The organism is Pseudomonas sp. ENNP23, assembly GCF_001728945.1.
Taxonomy (GTDB): domain Bacteria; phylum Pseudomonadota; class Gammaproteobacteria; order Pseudomonadales; family Pseudomonadaceae; genus Metapseudomonas; species Metapseudomonas otitidis.
The window spans coordinates 48898-70915 of sequence record NZ_LYSP01000004.1; the positions used below are offsets into that span (position 1 = coordinate 48898).

Genomic DNA, 22018 nt, shown 5'->3' on the forward strand with positions numbered 1-22018 from the left:
CTCCTCGGTTCAGAGGCGCGAAGTATATATCGCAACCCCGGCGCCGCCCCACCCGGCCCGGCGGGCGGGCGGCAGCCGGCTCAGACGAGCAGGCTGCGCAGGCGCTCCACCAAGGCCGGCGAACTGGGCTGCATGGGCTCGCGCAGCTCATCGCGGATCAGCCCGCGCTGGGCCAGCAGGCTCTTCACCGGTGCTGGGTTGGGCTCGGCGAAAGCCAGTTCGATCAGGGGTTGCAGGCTGTGCGCGAGGGCCCGGGCACGGGCCAGGTCGCCCCGCTGCACGCAGGCGGCCATCTCGACGAAACGCTCGGTGTGGTGGTGGGCGGAGGCGGCGATGGCGCCACTGCCGCCCAGGCAGAGGGTGGTGAACACCTGGTTGTCTTCGCCGGCCAGCACGGCCAGTTGCCCGTCGGCGATCAGCGCCTGGGTCTTGCCGGTGTCGCCGCCGCAATCCTTGAGGGCGACGATGCGGGGATGGCGGGCGAGCTGGCGCAGGGTGTCGAGGGCCAGGGTGGCGCCGGTGCGGTAGGGGATGTCGTAGAGGATTACCGGCAGCCGGGAGGCGTCGGCGATGCGGCTGAACCAGTTGAGCAGGCCGGCCTGGGAGGGGCGGATGTAGTAAGGCGCCGGGACCAGCACGCCGCCGATGGGACGCGGCTGGATGGCGTCGAGCATGCCCAATACGTCGTTGAGGTTGTTGCCGGCCAGGCCCATCACCAGGCGTTCGCCGGGCACGACCTCAAGCAGGGCATCCAGCACGGCTAGGCGCTCGTCGCGGCTGAGGGCGGCGGCTTCGCCGGTGCTGCCGCAGGCGACCAGGCCGGCTGCTCCGGCATCCAGCAGGTGCCGGGCGAGGCGTTGCAGGGCGGGCAGGTCGAGTTCGCCGTCGGCGAAGGGGGTCACCAGGGCGACCCAGATTCCAGAAAACGCGGGCATTGCTTCACTCCTTCAGGCTGACCGTCTGTCGTCGCCGTCGGAGGGGTACAGGGATGCGGGAGTGAGAGAGGGTTCGACCTTCGCGCCTGCTGTCCTGTCAGCCCATCTGACGGGACAGCGCGCCCCGGTCAAATGAGCGGCTGTTTCTTGACCTTGCTCGCAGCGACGCCAAACGCAAGCGCCGGCAGGGCCGGTACGAAAGCGCGGGAGAAGGCGTGGGCGGGCATGGTCGGGCTCAGGTTGCAGATTGCGAGGGGCTGGATACTGCGGGGAACGCTGGAGGGCTGTCAACGCCAATGAGCGTCCGCCCTCCTCCGCCTGGTCTCAGTAGCTGCCGCCGGCTTCCTGGCAGAGCTGCTTGGCGAGCATGCCGAGGGTCATGATGGCGCGCTCGGCTTCGCGGTTCCACGGGATGCCGCAGTTCAGGCGCACGCAGTGGTTGAACTGCTCGGTGTTACTGAAGATCAGCCCCGGGGCGATGCTGATGCCCTGCTGCAGCGCGCGGACATGCAGGTCCTTGGTGTTGACCTTGGCCGGCAGGCTGATCCAGAGGATGAAGCCGCCGTTGGGCCGGGTCATCTGGGTGCCTTCGGGGAAGTACTGCTGCACCCCCAGTTGGAAGGCGGTGAGGTTCTTGCGGTACTCCTGACGGATGTAGCGCAGGTGCCGGTCGTAGCCGCCGTTCTCAAGGTAGGCGGCAACGCCCATCTGGGTGACGCTGCAGGCGGAGTGAGTGGTGAAGGTCTGCAGGCGCTGGATTTCGTCCTGATACTTGCCGGCGACGATCCAGCCGATCCGCACGCCGGGCGAGAGGGTCTTGGAGAAGCTGGAGCAGTAGATCACCCGGCCGTCACGGTCACTGGCCTTGAGGGATTTGGAAGGCCCCTGCTCGAACATGAGCTCGCCGTAGATGTCGTCCTCGACGATCTGGATGTCGAAGTCCGATGCCAGGCGCAGCAGTTGCCTCTGCCGTTCTTCGGGCACGGTGCCGCCCAGCGGGTTGCTGAGGCGCGAGGTGAGCACCAGGGCCTTGATGGGCCATTGGTTGGCGGCCAGTTGCAGGGCTTCGAGGCTGATGCCGGTGGTGGGGTCGCTGGGGATCTCGATGACCTTGAGCCCGAGTAGGTCCGCCAGTTGCAGCAGGCCGTAGTAGGTCGGCGACTCGGTGGCGATCAGGTCGCCGGGGCGGGTCAGCACCCGCAGGCTCATCTGGATGGCGTCGACGCAGCCGTGGGTGATGACCACTTCGGACGGGTCGACCACCACGCCGGCATCGCGCATGCGGATCGCCACCTGGCGACGCAGTGGCTCGAAACCGGGGCTGAACATGTAGCTGAAGGCGCGCGGGCTGTGGAAGCGGGTGACCTTGGCCAGCTGCTGGTGCAGGGCGCGCACGGGGAGGTAGTCCACATGGGGCACGGCGGCGCCGAGGGGGAACACGCCCTCGCGACGGGATTCGGTGAGCACCTGGTTGATGATGCTGGCGCGGGTGACCAGGCCGGGGCGTTCGACCCGGGCGATGTCGGGGGTCGAGGCGGTGAGCGCAGGGGTCTGGTGGACGTAGAAGCCGGACTGCGGCCGCGCGCGGATCAGGCCCTGGTCTTCGAGGTTGGCGTATGCCTGCAGCACGGTGGCGTGGCTGACGTTTAGCTGGGCGCTGAGCTTGCGCACCGAGGGCACCCGTTCGCCGGGCTGGTACACGCCACGCCTGATGTCTTCGGCCAGTTGCTGGGCGATGCGTTGGTAAAGCAGCAGATTGGTCATGGCGGCGGCACCTGTCTCACTGGACCGTAACAGTACCGAAGCAAAACGGGATTGCACCGGTACAGTCCGCAAAATTGTGGACCATACAGTGAAAATTGCCAGGGACTGTACCGCCACAGTGACCGGTGGTGGCGCTTCGTTGCGCAAGTGCCCCGTTGCAAACCCGCGCTGTATGGGGGCGAGCCGTGGCGAGCAGGCATGAAAAACCCCGGCGCCGTGAGGTCACCGGGGTTCCAATGGTGGCGCAGAGGGCGATCAGCGGGCTTCGCCGAGGTTGCCCTTTTCGTCGGAGATGACGATCTCGACGCGGCGGTTCTGCGCGCGGCCGCTGTTGGAGGCGTTCTCCGCGATGGGGAAGGCTTCGCCATAGGCCTTCACCTCGATGCGCTTGGCGTCGACCCCGAGGTCGGTGAGCACGTCAGCCACGGACTGGGCGCGGTCACGGGACAGGGCGAGGTTCTCTTCGCGGGTACCGCTGCTGTCGGTGTAGCCCTCGATGCGCACGGTGCGGCGCGGGTTGATCTGCAGGAACTGCACAAGCTTGAGCACGGTGCGGTTGGCACTGCCCTTGAGCTCGGAGCGGCCGGTGTCGAACAGCACGTCGCCCAGGGTCATCACCAGGCCGCGATCAGTCTCGGTAGCGGCAAGGGCGACCATCTGCTCTTCGAGCCAGTTGCCCTTCTGCTGCGCGCTGAGCAGCTTGGCTTCACGCAGGGATTGCTGCAGACGCTCACGCTCGCCCTGCAGGCGCGCGGCCCGCTCCTGGTCACGGGCCAGTTCGCTGTGCTGGGCGGCGATCTGGCTGTAGCGCTGGCTGAGGAAGGCGTAGTGCTCGACGTCAGCGTCGTTGCCCCAGTAGGTGGCGAGGCGCTCGGCGCGGGCCAGGGATTCCCCAGCGCGGATCACGTCCTTGGGCGCACTGGCCAGTACCTGGGGGTCTTCCTTCACCTGCTGGAAGCGGTTGCGGGCTTCATCCAGGCTCTGCTCGGCCTGGCGCGAGGAGGCACAGCCAGCGAGCAGCAGGAGCGCGGCAACGAGGCCGCTCATGGCGATACGCGGGGTCATTCCAGGTCCCCCAGTTGCTTGCGCAGGCGGTTGATGCGGGTGGTCAGGTCGCTGAGCTGGGCCTTGCTCTTCTGGGTCAGCACCAGGGATTCGGCGAGGCGGGCGTCCAGTTCGGCCTGCTCGGCAAAGAAACGCGCACGCTTGTAATCCTGCTCGCCCATGTTCTTCTGGGCGCGGGCCAGCTTCTCTTCAGCCAGTTTCATCTCCGGGACCTGGTCGGCGCTCGCACCGACGGCGCGGGCCTGGGCCACGGCCTGCTCGGAGAGGCGCATCTGCTCGACGGGGGCGGGATCGTTGGCGCAGCCGGAGAGGGCAAGAAGTGCCAGGCCGGCGGCCAGTATGCGGTGTTCGATCACTGGGGGTTCCTACGGTTTCGGGGCCGTGGCGGGCTGTAGCTGCTGGGTCCGCCACCGCTCGAGATTGCGTTGCAGCAGGGCCTGCGGCACCCCTGCGGCGACCAATTCTGTCATCTTTTTCGCCAGTTGTCCGCGCAGCCAGGGATCGTTGCAGGCGGAGTTGTAAGAGAGCGTGAGGTGTAGCCCTTCGCTGGCGATGGGCGGTTCCAGCACCTCCAGGTCATGGGTGATGCCGAGGGTCTCCGCCAGGGCGACGCCGGGATAATGCTCGTAGAGAACGAACTCGGTGCGTTCCAGCAGCAGTTTCTGGAAGGCCTGGGTGACGCTGGGGACTTCTTCGAGGGAAAGATTGTCGCGGGCGAACTGATCGAAATCCTGGCCGAAGCTGTTGTTGACCAGGGTGCCACCGATGCGCCCCCTGAGGTCATCACGTCCCTGGAAGGGGAACGCGCGACCGTGCTTGACCCAGACCACGCTGGGGGTTTCGAGGAAGGCGGGATGGATGTAGTCCATCGTCTCCAGCCGCGGCAGGGTGAGGAAGGCGCCGGCGATGAGATCGATCCGGCCGGTGCGCACTTCATCCTGCGCACGGGACCAGGGACCGGTGTAAAGGACGTCGATCTTCACGCCGATCTCATCACCGATGCGGTGCAGCAGATCGGCATTGGCACCAATCAACAGCTTGGGATTGTGCGGGTCGCGCCAGAGGTAAGGCGGGTACTCGGGGTTGCCCGTCGCCACCAGGTGCTCACACTTCTTGGCCGCCAGGGCGAGGGTAGGAACCAGCAGGCTGGCGATCAGCAACGGAGCGAGGAAGAGACGTCTGTACATCATGGGGTCCCAGTACTGGAGCTTGGTTGGGAAGACGCCGGCCGTGGCGCTGCACGACCATGACGCCGTGCTAGCTTAGGCCATTTGAAATCGTTTTTTGTCATAAGGAAGCCTTGATGAAGAAACTGCTTGCAGGACTTGTGACGGTGCTGGCAGCGGTGGCGGCCACGCTTTATTTCTATCCCCCTGCGCTGATGGCCAGTGCACGGCTGGTGGAAACCCATCTGGCTGGCCTGGACAGCCAGACGCTGACGGTAGGCGAGCTGGATTTCGCCTACTACGGCGGCGGCCCGCAGTTGGGCGAGACCATCGTCATGGTCCACGGCTTCGGGGCAGACAAGGACAACTGGCTGCGCATGGCCCGGCATTTCAGCAGCCGCTACCAGGTGGTGGTGCCCGATCTACCGGGCTTCGGCGAAAGCAGCCGGCCAGAAGGCAGCTATGACGTCGGTACCCAGGCCGAGCGGCTGGCGGACTTCATCCAGGCGTTGGAAGTGGGCAAGGTCCATCTGGTCGGCAACTCCATGGGCGGCCACATCGTGGCGCTGTATGCGGCGCGCTACCCGGAACGGGTGCGCTCACTGGCACTCTTCGACAATGCAGGCATCACCGCGCCGCACAAGAGCGAACTGTTCAACCTTCTTGAACAGGGCCAGCCCAACCCGCTGGTGGTCACCAGGACTGCCGACTACGACAGGCTGATGGACTTCGTCTTCGTCGATCCGCCGATCCTACCGGCGCCGCTCAAGCGCTATCTGGCAGACAGGGCCATCGCCAACCAGGCCCGCTATGAAGCGATCTTCCAGCAACTGGTGAAGCGCTATATCCCCCTGGAGCCGGAACTGCCAAAGATCCAGGCCCCTACCCTGCTGCTCTGGGGCGACAAGGACCGCGTACTGGACGTATCGAGCCTTGACGTAATGAAGCCACTGATCCCGCACGCCAGCACGGTGATCATGAAGGACTGCGGACACGCGCCGATGATCGAGCGCCCCGCCGAGACGGCTCGCCACTACCAGTCCTTCCTCGACGGTCTCGCCACTGGCACGGCAGCACCGTGACCACTTGCCCGTACAAAGCGACGCGATTGCCAGAGAGATAAAAAGACGGAAAAAGAAAAAGGCCTGCATTTCTGCAGGCCTTTCTTGTATGGCGCACTCGAGAGGATTCGAACCTCTGACCGCCCGGTTCGTAGCCGGGTACTCTATCCAGCTGAGCTACGAGTGCGTTGTGGTGTTTTTAGACCAGATCACCGCTGGTTTCTTCAAACATCCGACGCTAAATCGGCTGATTGAAAATGGCGCACTCGAGAGGATTCGAACCTCTGACCGCCCGGTTCGTAGCCGGGTACTCTATCCAGCTGAGCTACGAGTGCGTTGTGGGCGCGCATTATAGAGACTTCAAAACCACCGTCAACTGATTTTTTCGATACTTTTCAATAACTTATCGAACTAACCGCTGACATCTCTACAACACTGAATAATGGCGGAGAAGGGGGGATTCGAACCCCCGACACCCTTTTGAGGTGTACTCCCTTAGCAGGGGAGCGCCTTCGGCCACTCGGCCACCTCTCCGCAACACGGGGCGCATGATAACCATGTTTTCCCCGTTTGCAAAGAAAAAAAGTAGAAAAATTAGTGGTTTGGTTCCTGGTCTTTCTCTTTCTGGATGCGCTGGTAAATTTCCTCACGGTGCACGGCTACCTCTTTCGGGGCGTTGACGCCAATGCGCACCTGATTACCTTTCACGCCTAATACGGTGACGGTGACTTCATCACCGACCATCAGGGTCTCTCCGACCCGGCGAGTCAGAATCAGCATTCCTTTCTCCTCACGGATGTGTTTCAGGGACAGTCTGCAAAAAAGAAATGGCGTCGGCCCCCCATGAATTTCAAGGGGCGTCCACCCAAGTATTGACCAGCGACGGCAAAAGGAAAGTTCCACCACCGCAGACCAAAAACGACGAAAGGCGCGGTGTGAGCCGCGCCTTTCGTTATAAGGCTCACTCGCTCTGTCGAGCAGGTGCATCCAGTTCGAAGGCAGTGTGCAGAGCACGGACGGCCAGCTCGAGGTACTTCTCCTCGATGACGACGGAGACCTTGATCTCGGAGGTCGAGATCATCTGGATGTTGATACTTTCCTTGGCCAGGGCTTCGAACATGCGGCTGGCGACGCCCGCGTGGGAGCGCATACCGACACCGACGATGGAAACCTTGGCGATGTTGGTGTTGCCGCCGACTTCACGGGCGCCGATCTCGGCAGCGGTCTTCTCCAGCACGGCCAGGGCGTTCTGGTAGTCATTGTTGTGCACGGTGAAGGTGAAGTCGGTGGTGTTATCGTGCGCGACGTTCTGCACGATCATGTCCACTTCGATGTTGGCCGCACTCACCGGGCCGAGGATCTTGAAGGCCACGCCGGGGATGTCCGGCACCCCACGGATGGTCAGCTTGGCTTCGTCGCGGTTGAAGGCGATGCCGGAAATGATCGGCTGTTCCATGGATTCCTCTTCATCAAGGGTAATGAGGGTGCCCGGACCCTCCTGGAAGCTGTGCAGCACGCGCAGCGGAACGTTGTACTTGCCGGCAAACTCCACCGAGCGGATCTGCAGCACCTTGGAGCCGAGGCTGGCCATTTCCAGCATTTCCTCGAAGGTGATCTTGTCCAGGCGACGGGCCTGGGGGACAACGCGCGGGTCGGTGGTGTAGACGCCATCTACATCGGTGTAGATCTGGCACTCGTCCGCCCTCAGGGCAGCCGCCAGGGCTACGCCGGTGGTGTCGGAGCCACCACGGCCGAGGGTGGTGATGTTGCCGTGCTCGTCCACGCCCTGGAAACCGGCCACCACCACGACGTGACCGGACTTGAGGTCAGCGCGGATCTTCTGGTCGTCGATCTGCAGGATGCGCGCCTTGTTGTGGGCGCTGTCGGTGAGGATGCGGACCTGGTTGCCGGTGTAGGAGACGGCCGGCACACCGCGCTTGATCAGCGCCATCGCCAGCAGGGCGATGGTCACCTGCTCACCGGTGGACACCATCACGTCCAGCTCACGCGGAACCGGCTTGTTGTCGCTGATCTGCTTGGCCAGATCGATGAGGCGGTTGGTTTCGCCGCTCATGGCGGAAACCACCACGACGATGTCGTCACCGCGCTCGCGGAATTTCTTGACCTTCTCGGCCACCTGCTCGATGCGCTCGATGGTGCCGACCGAGGTCCCCCCAAACTTCTGTACGATCAAAGCCATTTCAAAGCCGCCTAATCCCGTGAAGGGCGCCCATTAAACAATCAACGCAGGACACTGCCAAGGGCCCGCCGGGCGTGGCGCGGAGCTCCTGGCGAAGGGTTCCGGCGGGCGCCCGGTGCGGGTGGCAACCGGGCGCCAACGGCATCAGAGCCCCTGCTCGACGAACGGAACGGCAAGTGCCAGGGCCTGATCCAGGGCTGCGGCGTCGGTACCACCGCCACGCGCCATGTCCGGACGGCCACCGCCCTTGCCACCGACCGCTGCTGCGGCCTGCTTCATCAGATCGCCGGCTTTGAGTTGGCCGGTCAGGTCCTGGGTGACGCCGGCGACCAGTGTCACCTTGCCCTCCAGCGCACCGCCGAGCAGGATCACTGCGCGGCCGAGCTTGTTCTTCAATTGGTCGACCAGCGCCAGCAGCGCGTCGCCGTCCACGTCCAGGCGCGCGGCCAGGACCTTGACACCCTTGACCTCCACTGCCGATGCCGCCAGGTCGTCGCCGGCCGCGCTGGCCGCCTTGGCCTTGAGCTGGTCGACTTCTTTTTCCAGCTGGCGGTTGCGCTCCAGCAGGGCTGCGAGCTTGTCCAGGACGTTGTCACGGCTGCCCTTGACCAGCACGGCCGCTTCCTTCAGTTGCTCCTCGGCACCGTTCAGGTAGGCCAGGGCCGCAGCACCGGTGACTGCCTCGATACGGCGCACGCCGGAGGCAACACCGCCTTCGCTGGTGATCTTGAACAGGCCGATGTCGCCGGTGCGGGAGACGTGGGTACCGCCGCAGAGCTCGACGGAGAAATCACCGCCCATGCTCAGCACACGCACCTGGTCGCCGTACTTCTCGCCAAACAGCGCCATGGCGCCCTTGGCCTTGGCGGTTTCGATGTCGGTCTCTTCGGTCTCGACTGCGGTGTTGCGGCGGATCTCGGTGTTGACGATGTCTTCCAGCGCTTTCAGCTGCTCGGGCTTGATGGCCTCGAAGTGGCTGAAGTCGAAGCGCAGGCGCTGGCTGTCCACCAGGGAGCCTTTCTGCTGCACGTGCTCACCGAGCACGCGGCGCAGGGCTGCGTGCAGCAGGTGGGTCGCGGAGTGGTTCAGCGCCGTGGCACTGCGAACGGTGGAGTCGGCTTCGGCCATGACGCTGGCACCGACCGAGAGGCCGCCCTTGGCCACGATGCCGTGGTGCAGGAAGGCACCGCCGGCCTTGGTGGTGTCGCGGACGTCGAAGCGCACACCGGCGCCTTCCAGGTAACCGCAGTCACCCACCTGGCCGCCGGACTCGGCGTAGAACGGGGTCTGGTCCAGCACCACCACGCCCTCCTCGCCTTCGGCGAGGCTGTCCACGGCAGCACCCGCCTTGAACAGCGCGACGACCTTGCCACTGCCGCTGGTACCGGCGTAGCCGAGGAAGCGGGTGTCACCGTCGACCTTGACCAGGCTGTTGTAGTCCATGCCGAAGGCGCTGGAGGCGCGGGCGCGCTCGCGCTGGGCCTCCATCTCGCGCTCGAAGCCTTCCTCGTCGACGGTCAGCTCGCGTTCGCGGGCGATGTCGGCGGTCAGGTCCACCGGGAATCCGTAGGTGTCGTAGAGCTTGAAAACGATATCGCCCGGGATGACCTGGCCCTGCAGGGATGCGAGGTCCTGCTCGAGGATCTTCAGGCCATGCTCCAGGGTCTTGGCGAACTGCTCTTCCTCGGTCTTCAACACACGCTCGATGTGCGCCTGCTGCTGCTTGAGCTCGGGGAAGGCCTCGCCCATCTCGGCCACCAGGGCAGCGACGATCTTGTGGAAGAAGGTGCCCTTGGCGCCCAGCTTGTTGCCGTGGCGGCAGGCGCGGCGAATGATGCGGCGCAGCACGTAGCCACGGCCTTCGTTGGACGGCAGCACACCGTCCGCCACCAGGAAGGAGCAGGAGCGGATGTGGTCGGCCACGACCTTCAGGGACGGGGCGTCGTCGTTGGCGCAGCCGATGGCCTCGGCGGCGGCCTTGAGCAGGTTCTGGAACAGGTCGATCTCGTAGTTCGAGTGCACGTGCTGCAGCACGGCGCTGATGCGCTCCAGGCCCATGCCGGTGTCCACGCTCGGCGCGGGGAGCGGGTGCATAACGCCATCGGCGGTGCGGTTGAACTGCATGAAGACGTTGTTCCAGATCTCGATGTAGCGATCGCCGTCTTCTTCCGGGGAGCCGGGCGGGCCGCCCCAGATGTCCGGGCCGTGGTCGTAGAAAATCTCGGTACACGGGCCGCACGGGCCGGTATCGCCCATTGCCCAGAAGTTGTCGGACGCATAGGGCGCGCCCTTGTTGTCACCGATGCGGACCATGCGCTCGGCGGGGATGCCGACTTCCTGGGTCCAGATGTCGTAGGCCTCGTCGTCGCTGGCGTAGACGGTGACCCAGAGCTTTTCCTTGGGCAGTTTCAGCCACTTGTCACCGGTGAGGAATTCCCAGGCGTAGTGGATGGCATCGCGCTTGAAGTAATCGCCGAAGCTGAAGTTGCCCAGCATTTCGAAGAAGGTGTGGTGGCGCGCGGTGTAGCCGACGTTGTCCAGATCGTTGTGCTTGCCGCCGGCACGGACGCACTTCTGGCTGGTGGTGGCACGGGTGTAAGCGCGCTTTTCCAGGCCCAGGAAGCAGTCCTTGAACTGGTTCATGCCCGCGTTGGTGAACAGCAGGGTCGGGTCGTTGCCCGGGATCAGGGAGCTGGAGGCGACGCGGGTGTGCCCTTTCTCTTCGAAGAAGCTCAGGAAGGCTTCACGGATTTCTGCGCTTTTCATAGGTTCGTCCACGGAATCTGCGGTCAAGAATCGCCGGCAAAGGGCCGCATTATATCGGCCCTTTGCCGCGCGGATAGTGCCTTGTGCGATAGAAAGGGGCTATCGGGGGGATTTCATCTCGCATGATCGAGAAACGCGGCAAAACCCTCGATCACCCGCTCGATTCCGCCGGCATCGACATCCAGATGGGTGACCATGCGCAGGCGTGCCGCCGCGCTCAATACCACGCCGCGCTCGGCCATGAAGGCCTTGAGGGCCGCGGCCCGCTCGCCGATGTCGACGTAGACCATGTTGGTCTGCACTGGCTCGACGCTGAAGCCCAGTACCGCAAGCCCTTCGCCCAGGCGCGCGGCATTGGCGTGGTCGTCAGCCAGGCGCGCCACCTGGTGTTCCAGGGCGTAGTGCCCGGCGGCGGCCAGCAGGCCGGCCTGGCGCATGCCGCCACCGACCATCTTGCGCAGCCGGCGGGCACGCTGGATGAACTCGGCCCCGCCGCACAGCACCGACCCGACCGGAGCGCCCAGCCCCTTGGACAAGCACACGGAGACGGAGTCGAAATGGCGGGTGATCTCGGCGGCGTCCACCCCCAGCTTCACGGCGGCGTTGTACAGCCGCGCGCCGTCCAGGTGCAGCGCCAGGCCACGGCGGCGGGTCAGTTCGCGGGCCGCCGCCAGGTACGCCAGGGGCAGGACCTTGCCCTGCATGGTGTTCTCCAGCGCCAGCAGGCGGGTGCGGGCGAAGTGGAAGTCGTCCTGCTTGATGGCGGCCTCCACCTTCGCCAGGTCCAGGCTGCCGTCGGCCTCGCCCTCGATGGGCTGTGGCTGGATCGAGCCCAGCACTGCCGCGCCGCCGCCTTCGTACTTATAGGTATGGGCCTGCTGGCCGACGATGTACTCGTCGCCCCGTTGGCAGTGCGCCATCAGGCCCAGCAGGTTGCTCATGGTGCCGGTGGGGACGAAGAGCGCCGCCTCGAACCCCAGGCGCTCGGCCAGCCAGGCCTCAAGGCGGTTGACGGTGGGGTCTTCGCCATAGACGTCATCACCCAGCGGGGCGCGGTTCATCGCCTCGCGCATCCCCGGGGTGGGTTGGGTGACGGTGTCGCTGCGCAGGTCGATGACGGACATCTCGGGCTCCTTGGCTGGGTAAGGGGGTGACCCTAAAGGAGCGCGGCGAGTGGGGCAAGGGGCGCCAGGCGCCCCACGGCGCGGGCTTCAGCCCACGAGGGATAGGCCCACTGGATCAGTCGACGTTGGCGGGCACGATGAGGATGCCGGCGCGCAGGCCGTTCTTCACCTTGGGGTTGGGGAAGATGATGCGCGCGCCCTGCTCTGCCACCACCCAGCGGGTCCCGGCGATGTCCTCGGCCAACAGGTAGCCGGTGGGCAGCTCGCTGAAATTCTCCACGTCATCGGGCAGGTGCAGGCGGAAGGCATCGCTGTGCTTGATCACTTCGCGGGACACGGCGAACAGCTTGAGATCGCCCAGCGCGTCCGCTTCAGGCTCGGAACCCTCAATCAACTGGCGCAGGCGGGTTTCCAGCCGATCGAGGTTCACGCCCTCGTTCTGCCCAAACGGCCGGGCCTTGCCGAGTTCGAGGGTGAAGGCCTCGGCCTCCAGCCGCGCGTAGGTGTAGGAGCTGAAGGTGATGCCGGTCTTGTTCTGCAGCAGCACCGCTTCGATGCCGGCGGCGCCCAGACGGGCCAGTTCGCGACGGGAATGCTCACGCCCTTCTTTGTAGGGGTAGAGGGCGAACTGCTCGACCTTCGAGCCACGGATGGCGGTGTGCAAATCGTAATGCAGGCGGGTGCGGCCCTCACGGGCGAAGAATGCGGCGGCCAGGTGTTCCAGCTCGTTGGCGCGCATGGCCTCGGTGCCGCTGGTCTGCTCGTGGCGGCCGTTGAACAGGCGGTTGATGTCCTGCTCCACATAGCGCTCGCCCCGGCGCATGGCCTCGGGGTTGCCGAGCAGGAAGAGAATGCGTGCGCGGGGCTTCAGTTCACCCCGGGCCACGCCCTGGAGCAGCCGGTCGAGCAGTTCGATCGGTGCCGTCTCGTTGCCGTGGATGCCGGCGGAGAGCAGCAGGTCCAGGCCGTCATCGGCGCCGGCGGGCGGGGTCACCTCCAGGGCACCCTCCGCCAGCCAGTGCAGGCGCGTGCCCTCGGCGGTCAGTTGAATCTTCTCGGTCGGCTCACGGCCGGCCAGGGTCAGTTCAAGCAGCTTGCCAAGGGCCAGCATCCGCGCGTCCTCAGTGGTCGTGGTTGCAGTCCGGCCCGTGTACGTGGCCGTCTTCGTCGTCGGCGTCGGCCGGTTCCATTTCCAGTTGCAGGCTCACCAGGTTGGTGGCCAGCGGGCGCAGCAGCAGGTTGGCGTACTCGGTATCACCCTCCTCCACGTCCACGCCGATCAGCAGTTGGCCGTTGCCAGCGGTCTGGATCCAGACCTCCTTGCCCTGCCAGACCACGGCAAACCGGGTGCAGGACGTTTCCAGCTGGGTGCCGTCGGTGTCTTCGAGGATGAGTTGCAGGGCGTCGGACATGTGTAGAACTCCAGGATCGTAAGGCAGAGAGCGGCGGGCGGGGCGGAGGGTTCCGAGGAACGCCTCACCGCCGGCCGCACACCGCTCAGTTCAGTTGGAACGGATAAACGGCGCCCAGTTTAAGGATCTGGGTGAGTTCATCCAATGCCGTGCGGCATTCGGTGAGCAATTGTGGATCAGCCAGGTCGCTTTCGCTCAGGCGATCGCGGTAATGCTTATCCACCCAGGCGGTCAGGGTGTCGTAGAGCGAGGGGGTGAGGATCACGCCCGGGTTGACCGCCGCCAGCTCGTTGTCCTTCAGGGCCACGCGCAGGCGCAGGCACGCCGGGCCGCCGCCATTCTGCATGCTCTGCTTGAGGTCGAAGACCTTCACCTCGCGGATCGGGCCGTCCTCGGCGGTCAGAGTCTGCAGGTAGTGCCACACCCGCGCGTTGTTGCGGCATTCCTCGGGGACGATCAGCAGCATGCTGCCGTCGGCGCGGCTGAGCAGCTGGCTGTTGAACAGGTAGGAACGCACCGCGTCCTCCACCGTCACCGCTTCGCGGGGCACGCACACGGCCTGTAAGCGGCCACCGACGCGGCCCAGCTTGTCGTGCAGCTCGGCCAGTACCTTGTCGGTCTCCAGGAAGGCGTCCTGGTGATGGAACAGCACCTCGCCATTGCCCACCGCGATCACGTCGTTATGGAACACGCCCTGGTCGATCACCGCCGGGTTCTGCTGGGCGTAGACCACGCCGGCCTCGCTCAGCCCGTGCAGGCGCGCGACGGCCTGGCTGGCCTCCAGGGTCTGCCGCGCCGGGTAGCGCGAGGGCGCCGGGAAGCGGCTGTCGAAGGCGCTGCGACCGAACACGAAGAACTCCACGCCGGCCTCGCCGTAGCCCTTGCAGAAACGGGTGTGGTTGGCCGCGCCTTCGTCACCGAACTGCGCCACCGCCGGCAGCGCGGCGTGGTGGGCGAAGTGGCGCTCGTCGGCGAACATCGCCGCCAGCACGCGGCTGGTGGTGGGGTGCTCGATGCTGCGGTGGAACTTGCAGTTGAGATTGGCAGCGGTGAAGTGCACACGGCCATCGGCGGTGTCGGCGCTGGGGCTGACGGTGCAGGCGTTGGCGGTCCACATGCTGGAGGCCGAGCTGCAGGCGGCCAGCAGCGGCATGGCGTCCTTGGCGACCTTCTCGATCACCTGGGCGTCGGTGCCGGCGAAGCCGAGGCTGCGCAGCGCGGCGACGTTGGGGCGCTCCTGCGGGGCCAGTACGCCCTGCTGGAAGCCCATGTCCATCAGCGCCTTCATCTTCGCCAGGCCCTGCAGAGCGGCTTCCTTGGGGCTGGAGACGGCCTGGCTGTTGCTCTGCGACGCCACGTTGCCGTAGGACAGGCCACCGTAGTTGTGGGTCGGGCCGACCAGACCGTCGAAGTTCACTTCATGGGCGCTCATAGGCTGACTCCAGGCGTCAGGGTTGCAGGCAGGGCGAGGGTTTCGCTTTCCAGCGAGGCGACCGGGTAGGCGCAGTAGTCAGCGGCGTAGTAGGCGCTGGCGCGGTGGTTGCCCGACGCGCCGACGCCCCCGAAGGGCGCACTGCTCGCGGCCCCGGTCAGTTGTTTGTTCCAGTTGACGATGCCGGCTCGGCTCTCGATGAAGAAGCGCTGGTACAGCTCGCGGGAGTCCGAAAGCAGGCCGGCGGCCAGGCCGTACTGGGTGGCGTTGGCCTCGGCCATGGCGGCCTCGAAACCGTCGTAGCGGATCACCTGCAGCAGCGGGCCGAAGAACTCTTCGTCCGGGCGCTCGGCCAAGGCGGTGACGTCGAGGATGCCGGGGGTCAGCAGCGCGGCAGTCTCCAGCGGCTGGGACATGGCCAGCAGCGGCGTGGCGCCCTGGGCGATCAGGTGCTCCTGGGCCTTGAGCAGATGGCGCGCCGCGTCCAGGGAGATCACCGAGCCCATGAAAGGTGCCGGCTGGGCGTCGAAGGCGCCGACCTGAATGCTCGCCGCCACCGCCACCAGGCGTGCCAGCAGCGTGTCGCCCCAGGCGCCGACCGGCACCAGCAGGCGGCGGGCGCAGGTGCAGCGCTGGCCAGCGGAGATGAAGGCGGACTGGATGATGGTGTAGACAGCCGCGTCGACATCGGCCACCTCGTCCACCACCAGCGGGTTGTTGCCGCCCATCTCCAGCGCCAGGATCTTGTCCGGGCGGCCGGCGAACTGCTGGTGCAGCAGGTTGCCGGTGCGGCTGGAGCCGGTGAAGAACAGGCCGTCGATGCCCGGGTTGCCAGCCAGGGCGACGCCGGTTTCGCGGCCGCCCTGCACCAGGTTGAGCACGCCGGCGGGCAGGCCCGCCTCGATCCAGCACTGGACCGTCAGCTCGGCCACCTTGGGGGTCAGCTCGCTGGGCTTGAACACCACGGCATTGCCGGCCAGCAGCGCGGGCACGATGTGGCCGTTGGGCAGGTGGCCGGGGAAGTTATAGGGGCCGAACACGGCGACCACGCCGTGGGGCTTGTGGCGCAGCACGGCGGTGGCGTCGGCCAGCGGGCCGCTCTTCTCGCCGGTACGTTCGCGGTAGCTCTGGATGGAGATGGCGACCTTGTTGACCATGCTGGTCACTTCGGTGGCGGACTCCCACAGCGGCTTGCCGGTCTCCTCGCCGATGCAGCGGGCCAGTTCGTCGGCGCGGGTCTTGAGGGTGGCGGCGAAGCGTTCGAGAACGGCGATGCGCGCCTCCAGGCTCAGGCGGGCCCAGGCCGGGAAGGCCGCACGGGCGGCAGCTACGGCCGCTTCGACCTGTTCGGCGCTGGCGCCCTGCCCGCTCCAGACGGATTCCTGGGTGACCGGGTTCAGCGAGTCGAAGGCCTCGCCCTGCCCGGCCTGCCAGGCGCCTGCGATGTAATGGGTGCTCATTTCACGGACTCCTTGGCCGACAGGGGCACGGCGCGAACCGAGGCGCCCGCCGAGAGTTTCAGGCGCTTGGCGGTGTCGGCATCCACCACCAGGGTGCCGGCGGCCAGGCGCGCCGGGGCGGCGGTGACGCGGCAATCCTCGCGCTTGCGGTTGTGGATCAGGTACGGCGTGGCATCGTCGCCCGGCGTACCGACGGCCAGCACCAGCGCCTGGCTGTCCTGCACGGCGCGGATCTTCGCGGTCTGGCATTCGATGGCCGGGCCGGCGTCGAAGATGTCGACGTAGCCCTGGAAGCTGAAGCCCTCGCTCTTGAGCATCGCCAAGGCCGGCTCGGTGTCGGTGTGCACGCGCCCGATCACGTCCCGCGCCGCCTCGGAGAGGAAGCAGGTGTAGAGCGGGAACTTGGGCATCAGCTCGGCGATGAAGGCCTTGTTGCCGACGCCGGTGAGGTAGTCCGCGCGGGAGAACTCCATCTTGAAGAAGTGCCGGCCCAGGCTCTCCCAGAACGGCGAGACACCGTGCTCGTCGGACATGCCGCGCATCTCGGCGATCACCTTGTCGCCGAACAGCTCGGGGAACTCGGCGATGAACAGGAAGCGCGCCTTGGACAGCAGGCGGCCGTTGAGGCCGGTGCGGTAGCCGGCGTGCAGGAACAGCGAGCACAGCTCGGAGTTGCCGGTCAGGTCGTTGGCCAGGAACAGCGTGGGGATCTGCCGGTGGATGTTCAGCTCCTGGGAGGCGCTGACGGTGAGCCCGACGCGGTAGTTGTACCAGGGCTCGCGCAAGCCCACGGCGCCGGCCACGGCGGAGATGCCGACGACCTTGCCGTCGTCGTCCTCGAGCACGAACAGGTAGTCGGCATCGGCCCGCTCGGCCTCGCCACGGAATGCCTTTTCGGCCCAGCCCACACGGTGGGTCAGGCGCTCCTCGTTGGCGGGCAGCGTGGTCAGGCCGGCGCCGGTGCTGCGCGCCAGGTCGATCAGGGCCGGCAAGTCGGCGCTGCGTACGGGACGAACGATCATAGTCACTCCGTTAGAGCTTCGTGCTGCGAGCGGCAGGTCGGGCGGCACGCCGCCCAGGGCTGGCACTCGGGGTTAAATCGCCACCAGGCGCACGCTGGCGCCCTCACCGACGCCCAGGGCTTCGGCGGCTTCGGCGGTGAGTTCCACCGGTTTGCCCGGGGCCCAGTCCAGCTCGGCCACCACGGCGCGGAAGTCCTGCAACTGGCCGTTGCTCACCAGGTACTGGCGGCCCACCTTGGGCGCGGCACCGATGCGCACCGGCACCACGCGGCTCTGGGCGATGGAGCGGATGCCGGACGTGCGGGCGTGCAGGGTCGGGCCACCGTCGAAGATGTCGATGTAGTTGTCGGTCTCGAAGCCTTCGCGCATGAGGATGTCGAAGGTGATCTGCGCGCGCGGGTGCACCTGCCCCATGGACTCCTGGGCCGCGTCGGGCAGCAGCGGCACGTAGATGGGGTAGTTCGGCATCAGCTCGGCGAGGAAGGTGCGGCTCTTCAGCCCCGACAGGCGCTCGGCCTCGACGTAGTTGAGGTCGAAGAAGTTGCGCCCGACGGCGTTCCAGAACGGCGATTCACCCTGGTCGTCGCTGTAGCCGACGATCTCCACCACCACCGCGTCGGCGAAGCGCTCGGGGTGGCTGGCCATGAACAGCAGGCGGCCACGGGAGTTGAGCTCGGCGAAGGCGGTGTTCACCAGGTCGCGCTCGACGTAGAAGCTGGTCAGCAGGCTGTTGCCGGTGAGGTCGTGACACAGCGAGAGAACGTGAATCTTGTTGTGGATCTTCAACTCCCGGGACGCATGCACGAAGGTCTCGTTGCGGAAGCTGTAGAAGGGCTCGGAGAAACCGGCGGAGGCGACGATGGCGGAACAGCCCACCAGGCAGCCGCGCTCGGTGTCTTCCAGCACGAAGAAGTAGCTTTCCTCGCCGTTGAAGCTCACTTCGGCAGCGAAGGACGCTTCGGAGGCGGTGATCTTCTCGCCCAGGCGACCGGCGTCGTCCGGGAGGGACGTGACACCCACGGGGCTGTCCGCGGCCAGTCGCTGAACATCGGCGAGGTCGGCCATTTGCGCGGGGCGCATCACCAGCATGGGGTCACTCCTTCAGTAAAGGCTCCGGCAGCGCCGTTGGCCGACCGGAGAAAACGGCGGCCAATGGGCCGCCGATCACGCATGAAAAACCTTCATCCCTGGTTGTGCGGCGCGGCACCTCCTGTGCCGCGCCTTCCGGGCCCTCAGGCCTGGGTCAGCTTGGCCACGGCGCGCTCGAAACGGTCCAGGCCTTCGTCGATGTCGGCATCCGGGATCACCAGGCTGGGCGCGAAGCGCACCACGTCCGGACTGGCCTGCAGCACCATCACGGCCTCCTTCTCGGCGGCGTTGAGCACGTCCTTGGCCTTGCCTTTCCAGGCATCGGCCAGCACCGCGCCGATCAGCAGGCCCAGACCGCGCACTTCACTGAACAGGCCGTACTTCTGGCCGATGGCCTCGAGGCGTGCCTTGAAGCGCTCGTGCTTGGCGGTGATGCCGCTGAGCACTTCGGGGGTGTTGATCACGTCCAGCACCGCTTCGGCCACGGCGCAGGCCAGCGGGTTGCCACCGTAGGTGGTGCCGTGGGTGCCCACGGAGAGGTGCTTGGCGATCTCGGTGGTGGTCAGCATGGCGCCGATGGGGAAACCGCCGCCCAGGCTCTTGGCACTGGAGAGGATGTCCGGGGTCACACCGTAGTGCTGGTAGGCGAACAGATGGCCGCTGCGGCCCATGCCGCTCTGCACTTCGTCGAACACCAGCAGGGCGTTGTGCTCGTCGCACAGCTTGCGGGCGCCTTCCAGGTAGGCCTGGTCGGCCGGCAGCACGCCGCCCTCCCCTTGCACGGGCTCGAGGACCACGGCGCAGGTCTTGTCGGAGATGGCGGCCTTCAGGGCTTCCAGGTCGTTGAACGGCACATGGGTGATGCCTTCCATCTTCGGACCGAAGCCGTCGGAGTACTTCGGCTGGCCGCCCACCGTCACGGTGAACAGGGTGCGCCCGTGGAAGCTGTTGGTGGCGGCGATGATCTCGTGCTTCTGCGGGCCATAAACGTCGTGGGCGTAGCGACGGGCCAGCTTGAACGCGGCCTCGTTGGCCTCGGCGCCGGAGTTGGCGAGGAACACGCGCTCGGCGAAGGTGGCGTCCACCAGCTTCCGGGCCAGGCGCAGGGCCGGCTCGTTGGTGAAGACGTTGGAAACGTGCCAGATCTTGTTGGCCTGGTCGGTCAGTGCCTTGACCAGTGCCGGGTGAGCATGCCCCAGGGAGTTCACGGCGATGCCGCCGGCGAAGTCGATCAGTTCACGGCCGCTCTGGTCCCAGACGCGGGAACCCTGGCCTCGCACCGGGATGAACGCGGCGGGGGCATAGTTGGGGACCATCAGCTGATCGAAATCGGCGCGCTCGACCTGCGCATGCTCAACGGACATCAGTTTCTCCTGCCTGAAGCGGCTAGTGGTGAAAGGATTGTAGGGAGTGATCCGGGGTTGGCATTGCCGCCAAGCGACAACTTCTTACAGCGCAAACCCGCGAAAATCCGAGGCTTTCGGAAATGCGACAGAAAGCGTCGGGAAGGCGCAGTTTAAACGCGGATCGCCACAGGACGCACGGGGCACAGCGTATTCGCCACGGGATGACCGGCGGGTATCCGTCATGCACAAGGACACGGGGCAAGACGGCGCATCGAGACGCCATACACCGGCACGCCGCACCCGCGACCGGGGCTGCCAGCACAAGGAAGACAGGAACGAGGCGCCGGGCGCTGCGAGCCGCCCGCCCGGCACCGGTGATCAACCGCGCTCGGACAGTGCCGGCTGGTTGTCGAAGGGGCCGCCGCTGCGCCGCTGGTTGCGGTCTTCGCGGGGGGTGACGCCGAAGAAGTTGCGGTAGGCGCTGGAGAAGTGCGGGCCGGAGGAGAAGCCGCAGGAGAGGCCGATCTGGATGATCGACTTGCTGGTCTGCATCAGCATCTGCCGGGCCTTGTTCAGGCGCAGTTCCAGGTAGTACTGGCTGGGCACGCGGTTGAGGTACTGCTTGAAGATGCGCTCCAGCTGGCGACGCGACACGCACACGTGCTGGGCGATCTCGTCGGTGGTCAGCGGCTCCTCAATGTTGGCCTCCATCAGCAGCACCGCCTGGGTGAGCTTCGGGTGGCTGGAGCCGAGGCGGTTCTGCAGCGGGATGCGCTGGCGCTCGCCGCCTTCGCGGATGCGCTCCACCACCAGCTCCTCGGACACCGCGCCGGCCAGCTCGGCGCCGTGGTCACGGGCCAGCACCGCCAGCAGCAGGTCGAGCACCGCCAGGCCGCCGCAGGCGGTGAGGCGGTCGCGGTCCCAGTCGAACAGGTGGCTGGTGGCGATGACCTTGGGGAAGCGCTCGCTGAAATCGTCCTGCCAGCGCCAGTGCACCGCTGCGCGGTAACCGTCCAGCAGGCCCAGTTGCGCCAGCGGGTAGACCCCAGCGGAGAGCCCGCCCACCACGCAGCCGGTGCGGGCCACCTGCTTCAGTGCCGTGGCCAGCCCGACGGACACCGCCGCCGGTGGTTCGTCGGCCAGCAGGAACAGGCGCGTCAGCCCTTCCAGCCTGCCGGTCCAGGGCTCGCCCGGCAGGCGCCAGCCGCCTTCGGCCGGTGCTTCGGCCTGGAGGAAGTGCAGGTCGTAGACCACTTCCGGGTGCAGGCGCTGGGCGACGCGCAGGGCCTCCTCGGCCAGCGCCAGGGTCATGGCCTTGGTGCCGGGCCAGAGCAGGAAACCGATTCGTTGGGCAGTCATGGCAGGCAGCTTAGCCTCAGTCGGCACGATTTACTTGAGGCTTCCGGAGAGGAACTGCTTGAGCCGCTCGGATTGTGGATTGGCCAACACATCCTTCGGGCAGCCGGTCTCTTCGACCACGCCCTTGTGCAGGAAAATCAACTGGTTGGACACCTCACGGGCGAAGCCCATCTCGTGGGTGACCACCACCATGGTGCGGCCTTCCAGGGCCAGGTCCTTCATCACCTTGAGCACCTCGCCCACCAGTTCGGGGTCGAGGGCGGAAGTGGGCTCGTCGAACAGCATCACCTCCGGCTCCACCGCCAGGGCGCGGGCGATGGCGACGCGCTGCTGCTCACCGCCGGACATGTGCGCCGGGTAGGCGTCCTTGCGGTGGGCCACGCCGACCTTGGCCAGGTAGTGCTCGGCCTTCTCGATGGCTTCCTTCTTCGACACGCCGAGCACGTGCACCGGCGCTTCGATGACGTTCTCCAGGGCGCTCATGTGCGACCACAGGTTGAAGTGCTGGAACACCATGGCCAGGCGCGAGCGCATGCGCTGCAGCTGCTTGGGGTCGGCCGCCTTGAGGCCGCCGTCCTTGTTGGCCACCAGCTTGAGCTCCTCGCCATTGAGCAGGATCTTGCCGCCGTGGGGCTGCTCCAGCAGGTTGATGCAGCGCAGGAAGGTACTTTTGCCCGATCCGCTCGAGCCGATGATGCTGATCACATCGCCCGCCTTGGCGGCCAGGGAGACGCCCTTGAGGACTTCATGGCTGCCGTAGCGCTTGTGCAGGTCTTGGACTTCCAGTTTGTACATGGTCTCGGTCTCGATGCGATTG

19 protein-coding genes and 3 tRNA genes are annotated in these 22018 nt (G+C 66.2%); 1 reads left to right on the plus strand and 21 read right to left on the minus strand.

Annotation, left to right across the window (positions count from 1 at the left end):
* Nucleotides 1-80 precede the first annotated feature (80 nt).
* The 5 genes from dapA to A9G05_RS03475 form a co-directional block, all read right to left on the minus strand.
* Nucleotides 81-935, minus strand: a complete 855-nt coding sequence (gene dapA, locus A9G05_RS03455) for a 4-hydroxy-tetrahydrodipicolinate synthase (protein WP_069559647.1) — start codon at nt 933-935, stop codon at nt 81-83.
* A 324-nt stretch (nt 936-1259) separates the two neighbouring features.
* Entirely contained in the window at nt 1260-2699 is a 1440-nt protein-coding gene (locus A9G05_RS03460; RefSeq protein WP_069559648.1) for a PLP-dependent aminotransferase family protein, read from the minus strand.
* 255 nt (nt 2700-2954) lie between these two features.
* Nucleotides 2955-3764 carry an OmpA family protein gene (locus A9G05_RS03465; protein WP_069559649.1) on the minus strand — a complete coding sequence of 270 codons (810 nt, stop codon included), beginning with the start codon at nt 3762-3764 and terminating at the stop codon, nt 2955-2957.
* Nucleotides 3761-4090: a DUF4398 domain-containing protein gene (locus A9G05_RS03470; RefSeq protein ID WP_069559789.1), complete on the minus strand. Its 330-nt coding sequence runs from the start codon at nt 4088-4090 to the stop codon at nt 3761-3763. The genes A9G05_RS03465 and A9G05_RS03470 overlap by 4 nt, the downstream gene beginning before the upstream one ends.
* 39 nt (nt 4091-4129) lie before the next feature.
* Nucleotides 4130-4951, minus strand: a complete 822-nt coding sequence (locus A9G05_RS03475) for an ABC transporter substrate-binding protein (protein WP_069559650.1) — start codon at nt 4949-4951, stop codon at nt 4130-4132.
* 116 nt (nt 4952-5067) lie between these two features.
* Between A9G05_RS03475 and A9G05_RS03480 the strand changes: the two genes are divergently transcribed.
* Nucleotides 5068-6012 (plus strand): alpha/beta fold hydrolase, encoded by a 945-nt coding sequence (locus tag A9G05_RS03480; RefSeq protein ID WP_069559651.1) that lies wholly within the window; start codon nt 5068-5070, stop codon nt 6010-6012.
* Between the two features lie 89 nt (nt 6013-6101).
* Here the strand turns inward: A9G05_RS03480 and A9G05_RS03485 are convergent.
* From A9G05_RS03485 to aotP, 16 genes are all read right to left on the minus strand, one after another.
* Nucleotides 6102-6178: transfer RNA gene (locus A9G05_RS03485), tRNA-Arg, on the minus strand.
* A 71-nt stretch (nt 6179-6249) separates the two neighbouring features.
* A tRNA-Arg gene (locus A9G05_RS03490) sits at nt 6250-6326 on the minus strand.
* A gap of 108 nt (nt 6327-6434) precedes the next feature.
* Nucleotides 6435-6525, minus strand: a tRNA-Ser gene (locus A9G05_RS03495).
* Nucleotides 6526-6585: 60 nt separating this feature from the next.
* Nucleotides 6586-6771: a carbon storage regulator CsrA gene (gene csrA, locus A9G05_RS03500; protein WP_007159101.1), complete on the minus strand. Its 186-nt coding sequence runs from the start codon at nt 6769-6771 to the stop codon at nt 6586-6588.
* Between the two features lie 181 nt (nt 6772-6952).
* Complete coding sequence (locus A9G05_RS03505; RefSeq protein ID WP_069559652.1) at nt 6953-8191, minus strand: aspartate kinase; 1239 nt, start codon at nt 8189-8191, stop codon at nt 6953-6955.
* Between the two features lie 144 nt (nt 8192-8335).
* Nucleotides 8336-10957 carry an alanine--tRNA ligase gene (gene alaS, locus A9G05_RS03510; protein ID WP_069559653.1) on the minus strand — a complete coding sequence of 874 codons (2622 nt, stop codon included), beginning with the start codon at nt 10955-10957 and terminating at the stop codon, nt 8336-8338.
* A 113-nt stretch (nt 10958-11070) separates the two neighbouring features.
* On the minus strand, nt 11071-12081 hold the full coding sequence (ltaE, locus tag A9G05_RS03515; protein ID WP_069559654.1) for a low-specificity L-threonine aldolase: 1011 nt from the start codon (nt 12079-12081) through the stop codon (nt 11071-11073).
* A gap of 115 nt (nt 12082-12196) precedes the next feature.
* Nucleotides 12197-13192 (minus strand): succinylglutamate desuccinylase, encoded by a 996-nt coding sequence (gene astE, locus A9G05_RS03520; protein ID WP_069559655.1) that lies wholly within the window; start codon nt 13190-13192, stop codon nt 12197-12199.
* A 10-nt stretch (nt 13193-13202) separates the two neighbouring features.
* On the minus strand, nt 13203-13493 hold the full coding sequence (locus A9G05_RS03525) for a hypothetical protein (RefSeq protein WP_044412286.1): 291 nt from the start codon (nt 13491-13493) through the stop codon (nt 13203-13205).
* Nucleotides 13494-13578: 85 nt separating this feature from the next.
* The gene (gene astB / locus A9G05_RS03530; RefSeq protein ID WP_069559656.1) at nt 13579-14925 is read right to left on the minus strand and encodes an N-succinylarginine dihydrolase; all 1347 of its coding nucleotides are present in this window, start codon (nt 14923-14925) and stop codon (nt 13579-13581) included.
* A complete protein-coding gene (gene astD / locus A9G05_RS03535) occupies nt 14922-16385 on the minus strand; it encodes a succinylglutamate-semialdehyde dehydrogenase (RefSeq protein ID WP_069559657.1) in 1464 nt (487 codons plus the stop codon). The genes astB and astD overlap by 4 nt, the downstream gene beginning before the upstream one ends.
* Nucleotides 16382-17407 carry an arginine N-succinyltransferase gene (gene astA / locus A9G05_RS03540; protein WP_069559658.1) on the minus strand — a complete coding sequence of 342 codons (1026 nt, stop codon included), beginning with the start codon at nt 17405-17407 and terminating at the stop codon, nt 16382-16384. Before astA ends, astD begins: the two co-directional genes overlap by 4 nt.
* 72 nt (nt 17408-17479) lie before the next feature.
* Nucleotides 17480-18496: an arginine/ornithine succinyltransferase subunit alpha gene (aruF, locus tag A9G05_RS03545; protein ID WP_069559659.1), complete on the minus strand. Its 1017-nt coding sequence runs from the start codon at nt 18494-18496 to the stop codon at nt 17480-17482.
* 143 nt (nt 18497-18639) lie between these two features.
* Nucleotides 18640-19860, minus strand: a complete 1221-nt coding sequence (locus A9G05_RS03550) for an aspartate aminotransferase family protein (RefSeq protein WP_069559660.1) — start codon at nt 19858-19860, stop codon at nt 18640-18642.
* 360 nt (nt 19861-20220) lie between these two features.
* Nucleotides 20221-21201 (minus strand): transcriptional regulator ArgR, encoded by a 981-nt coding sequence (argR, locus tag A9G05_RS03555; RefSeq protein ID WP_069559661.1) that lies wholly within the window; start codon nt 21199-21201, stop codon nt 20221-20223.
* Nucleotides 21202-21231: 30 nt separating this feature from the next.
* Complete coding sequence (gene aotP, locus A9G05_RS03560) at nt 21232-21996, minus strand: arginine/ornithine transport ATP-binding protein AotP (protein WP_044412306.1); 765 nt, start codon at nt 21994-21996, stop codon at nt 21232-21234.
* Nucleotides 21997-22018 lie beyond the last annotated feature (22 nt).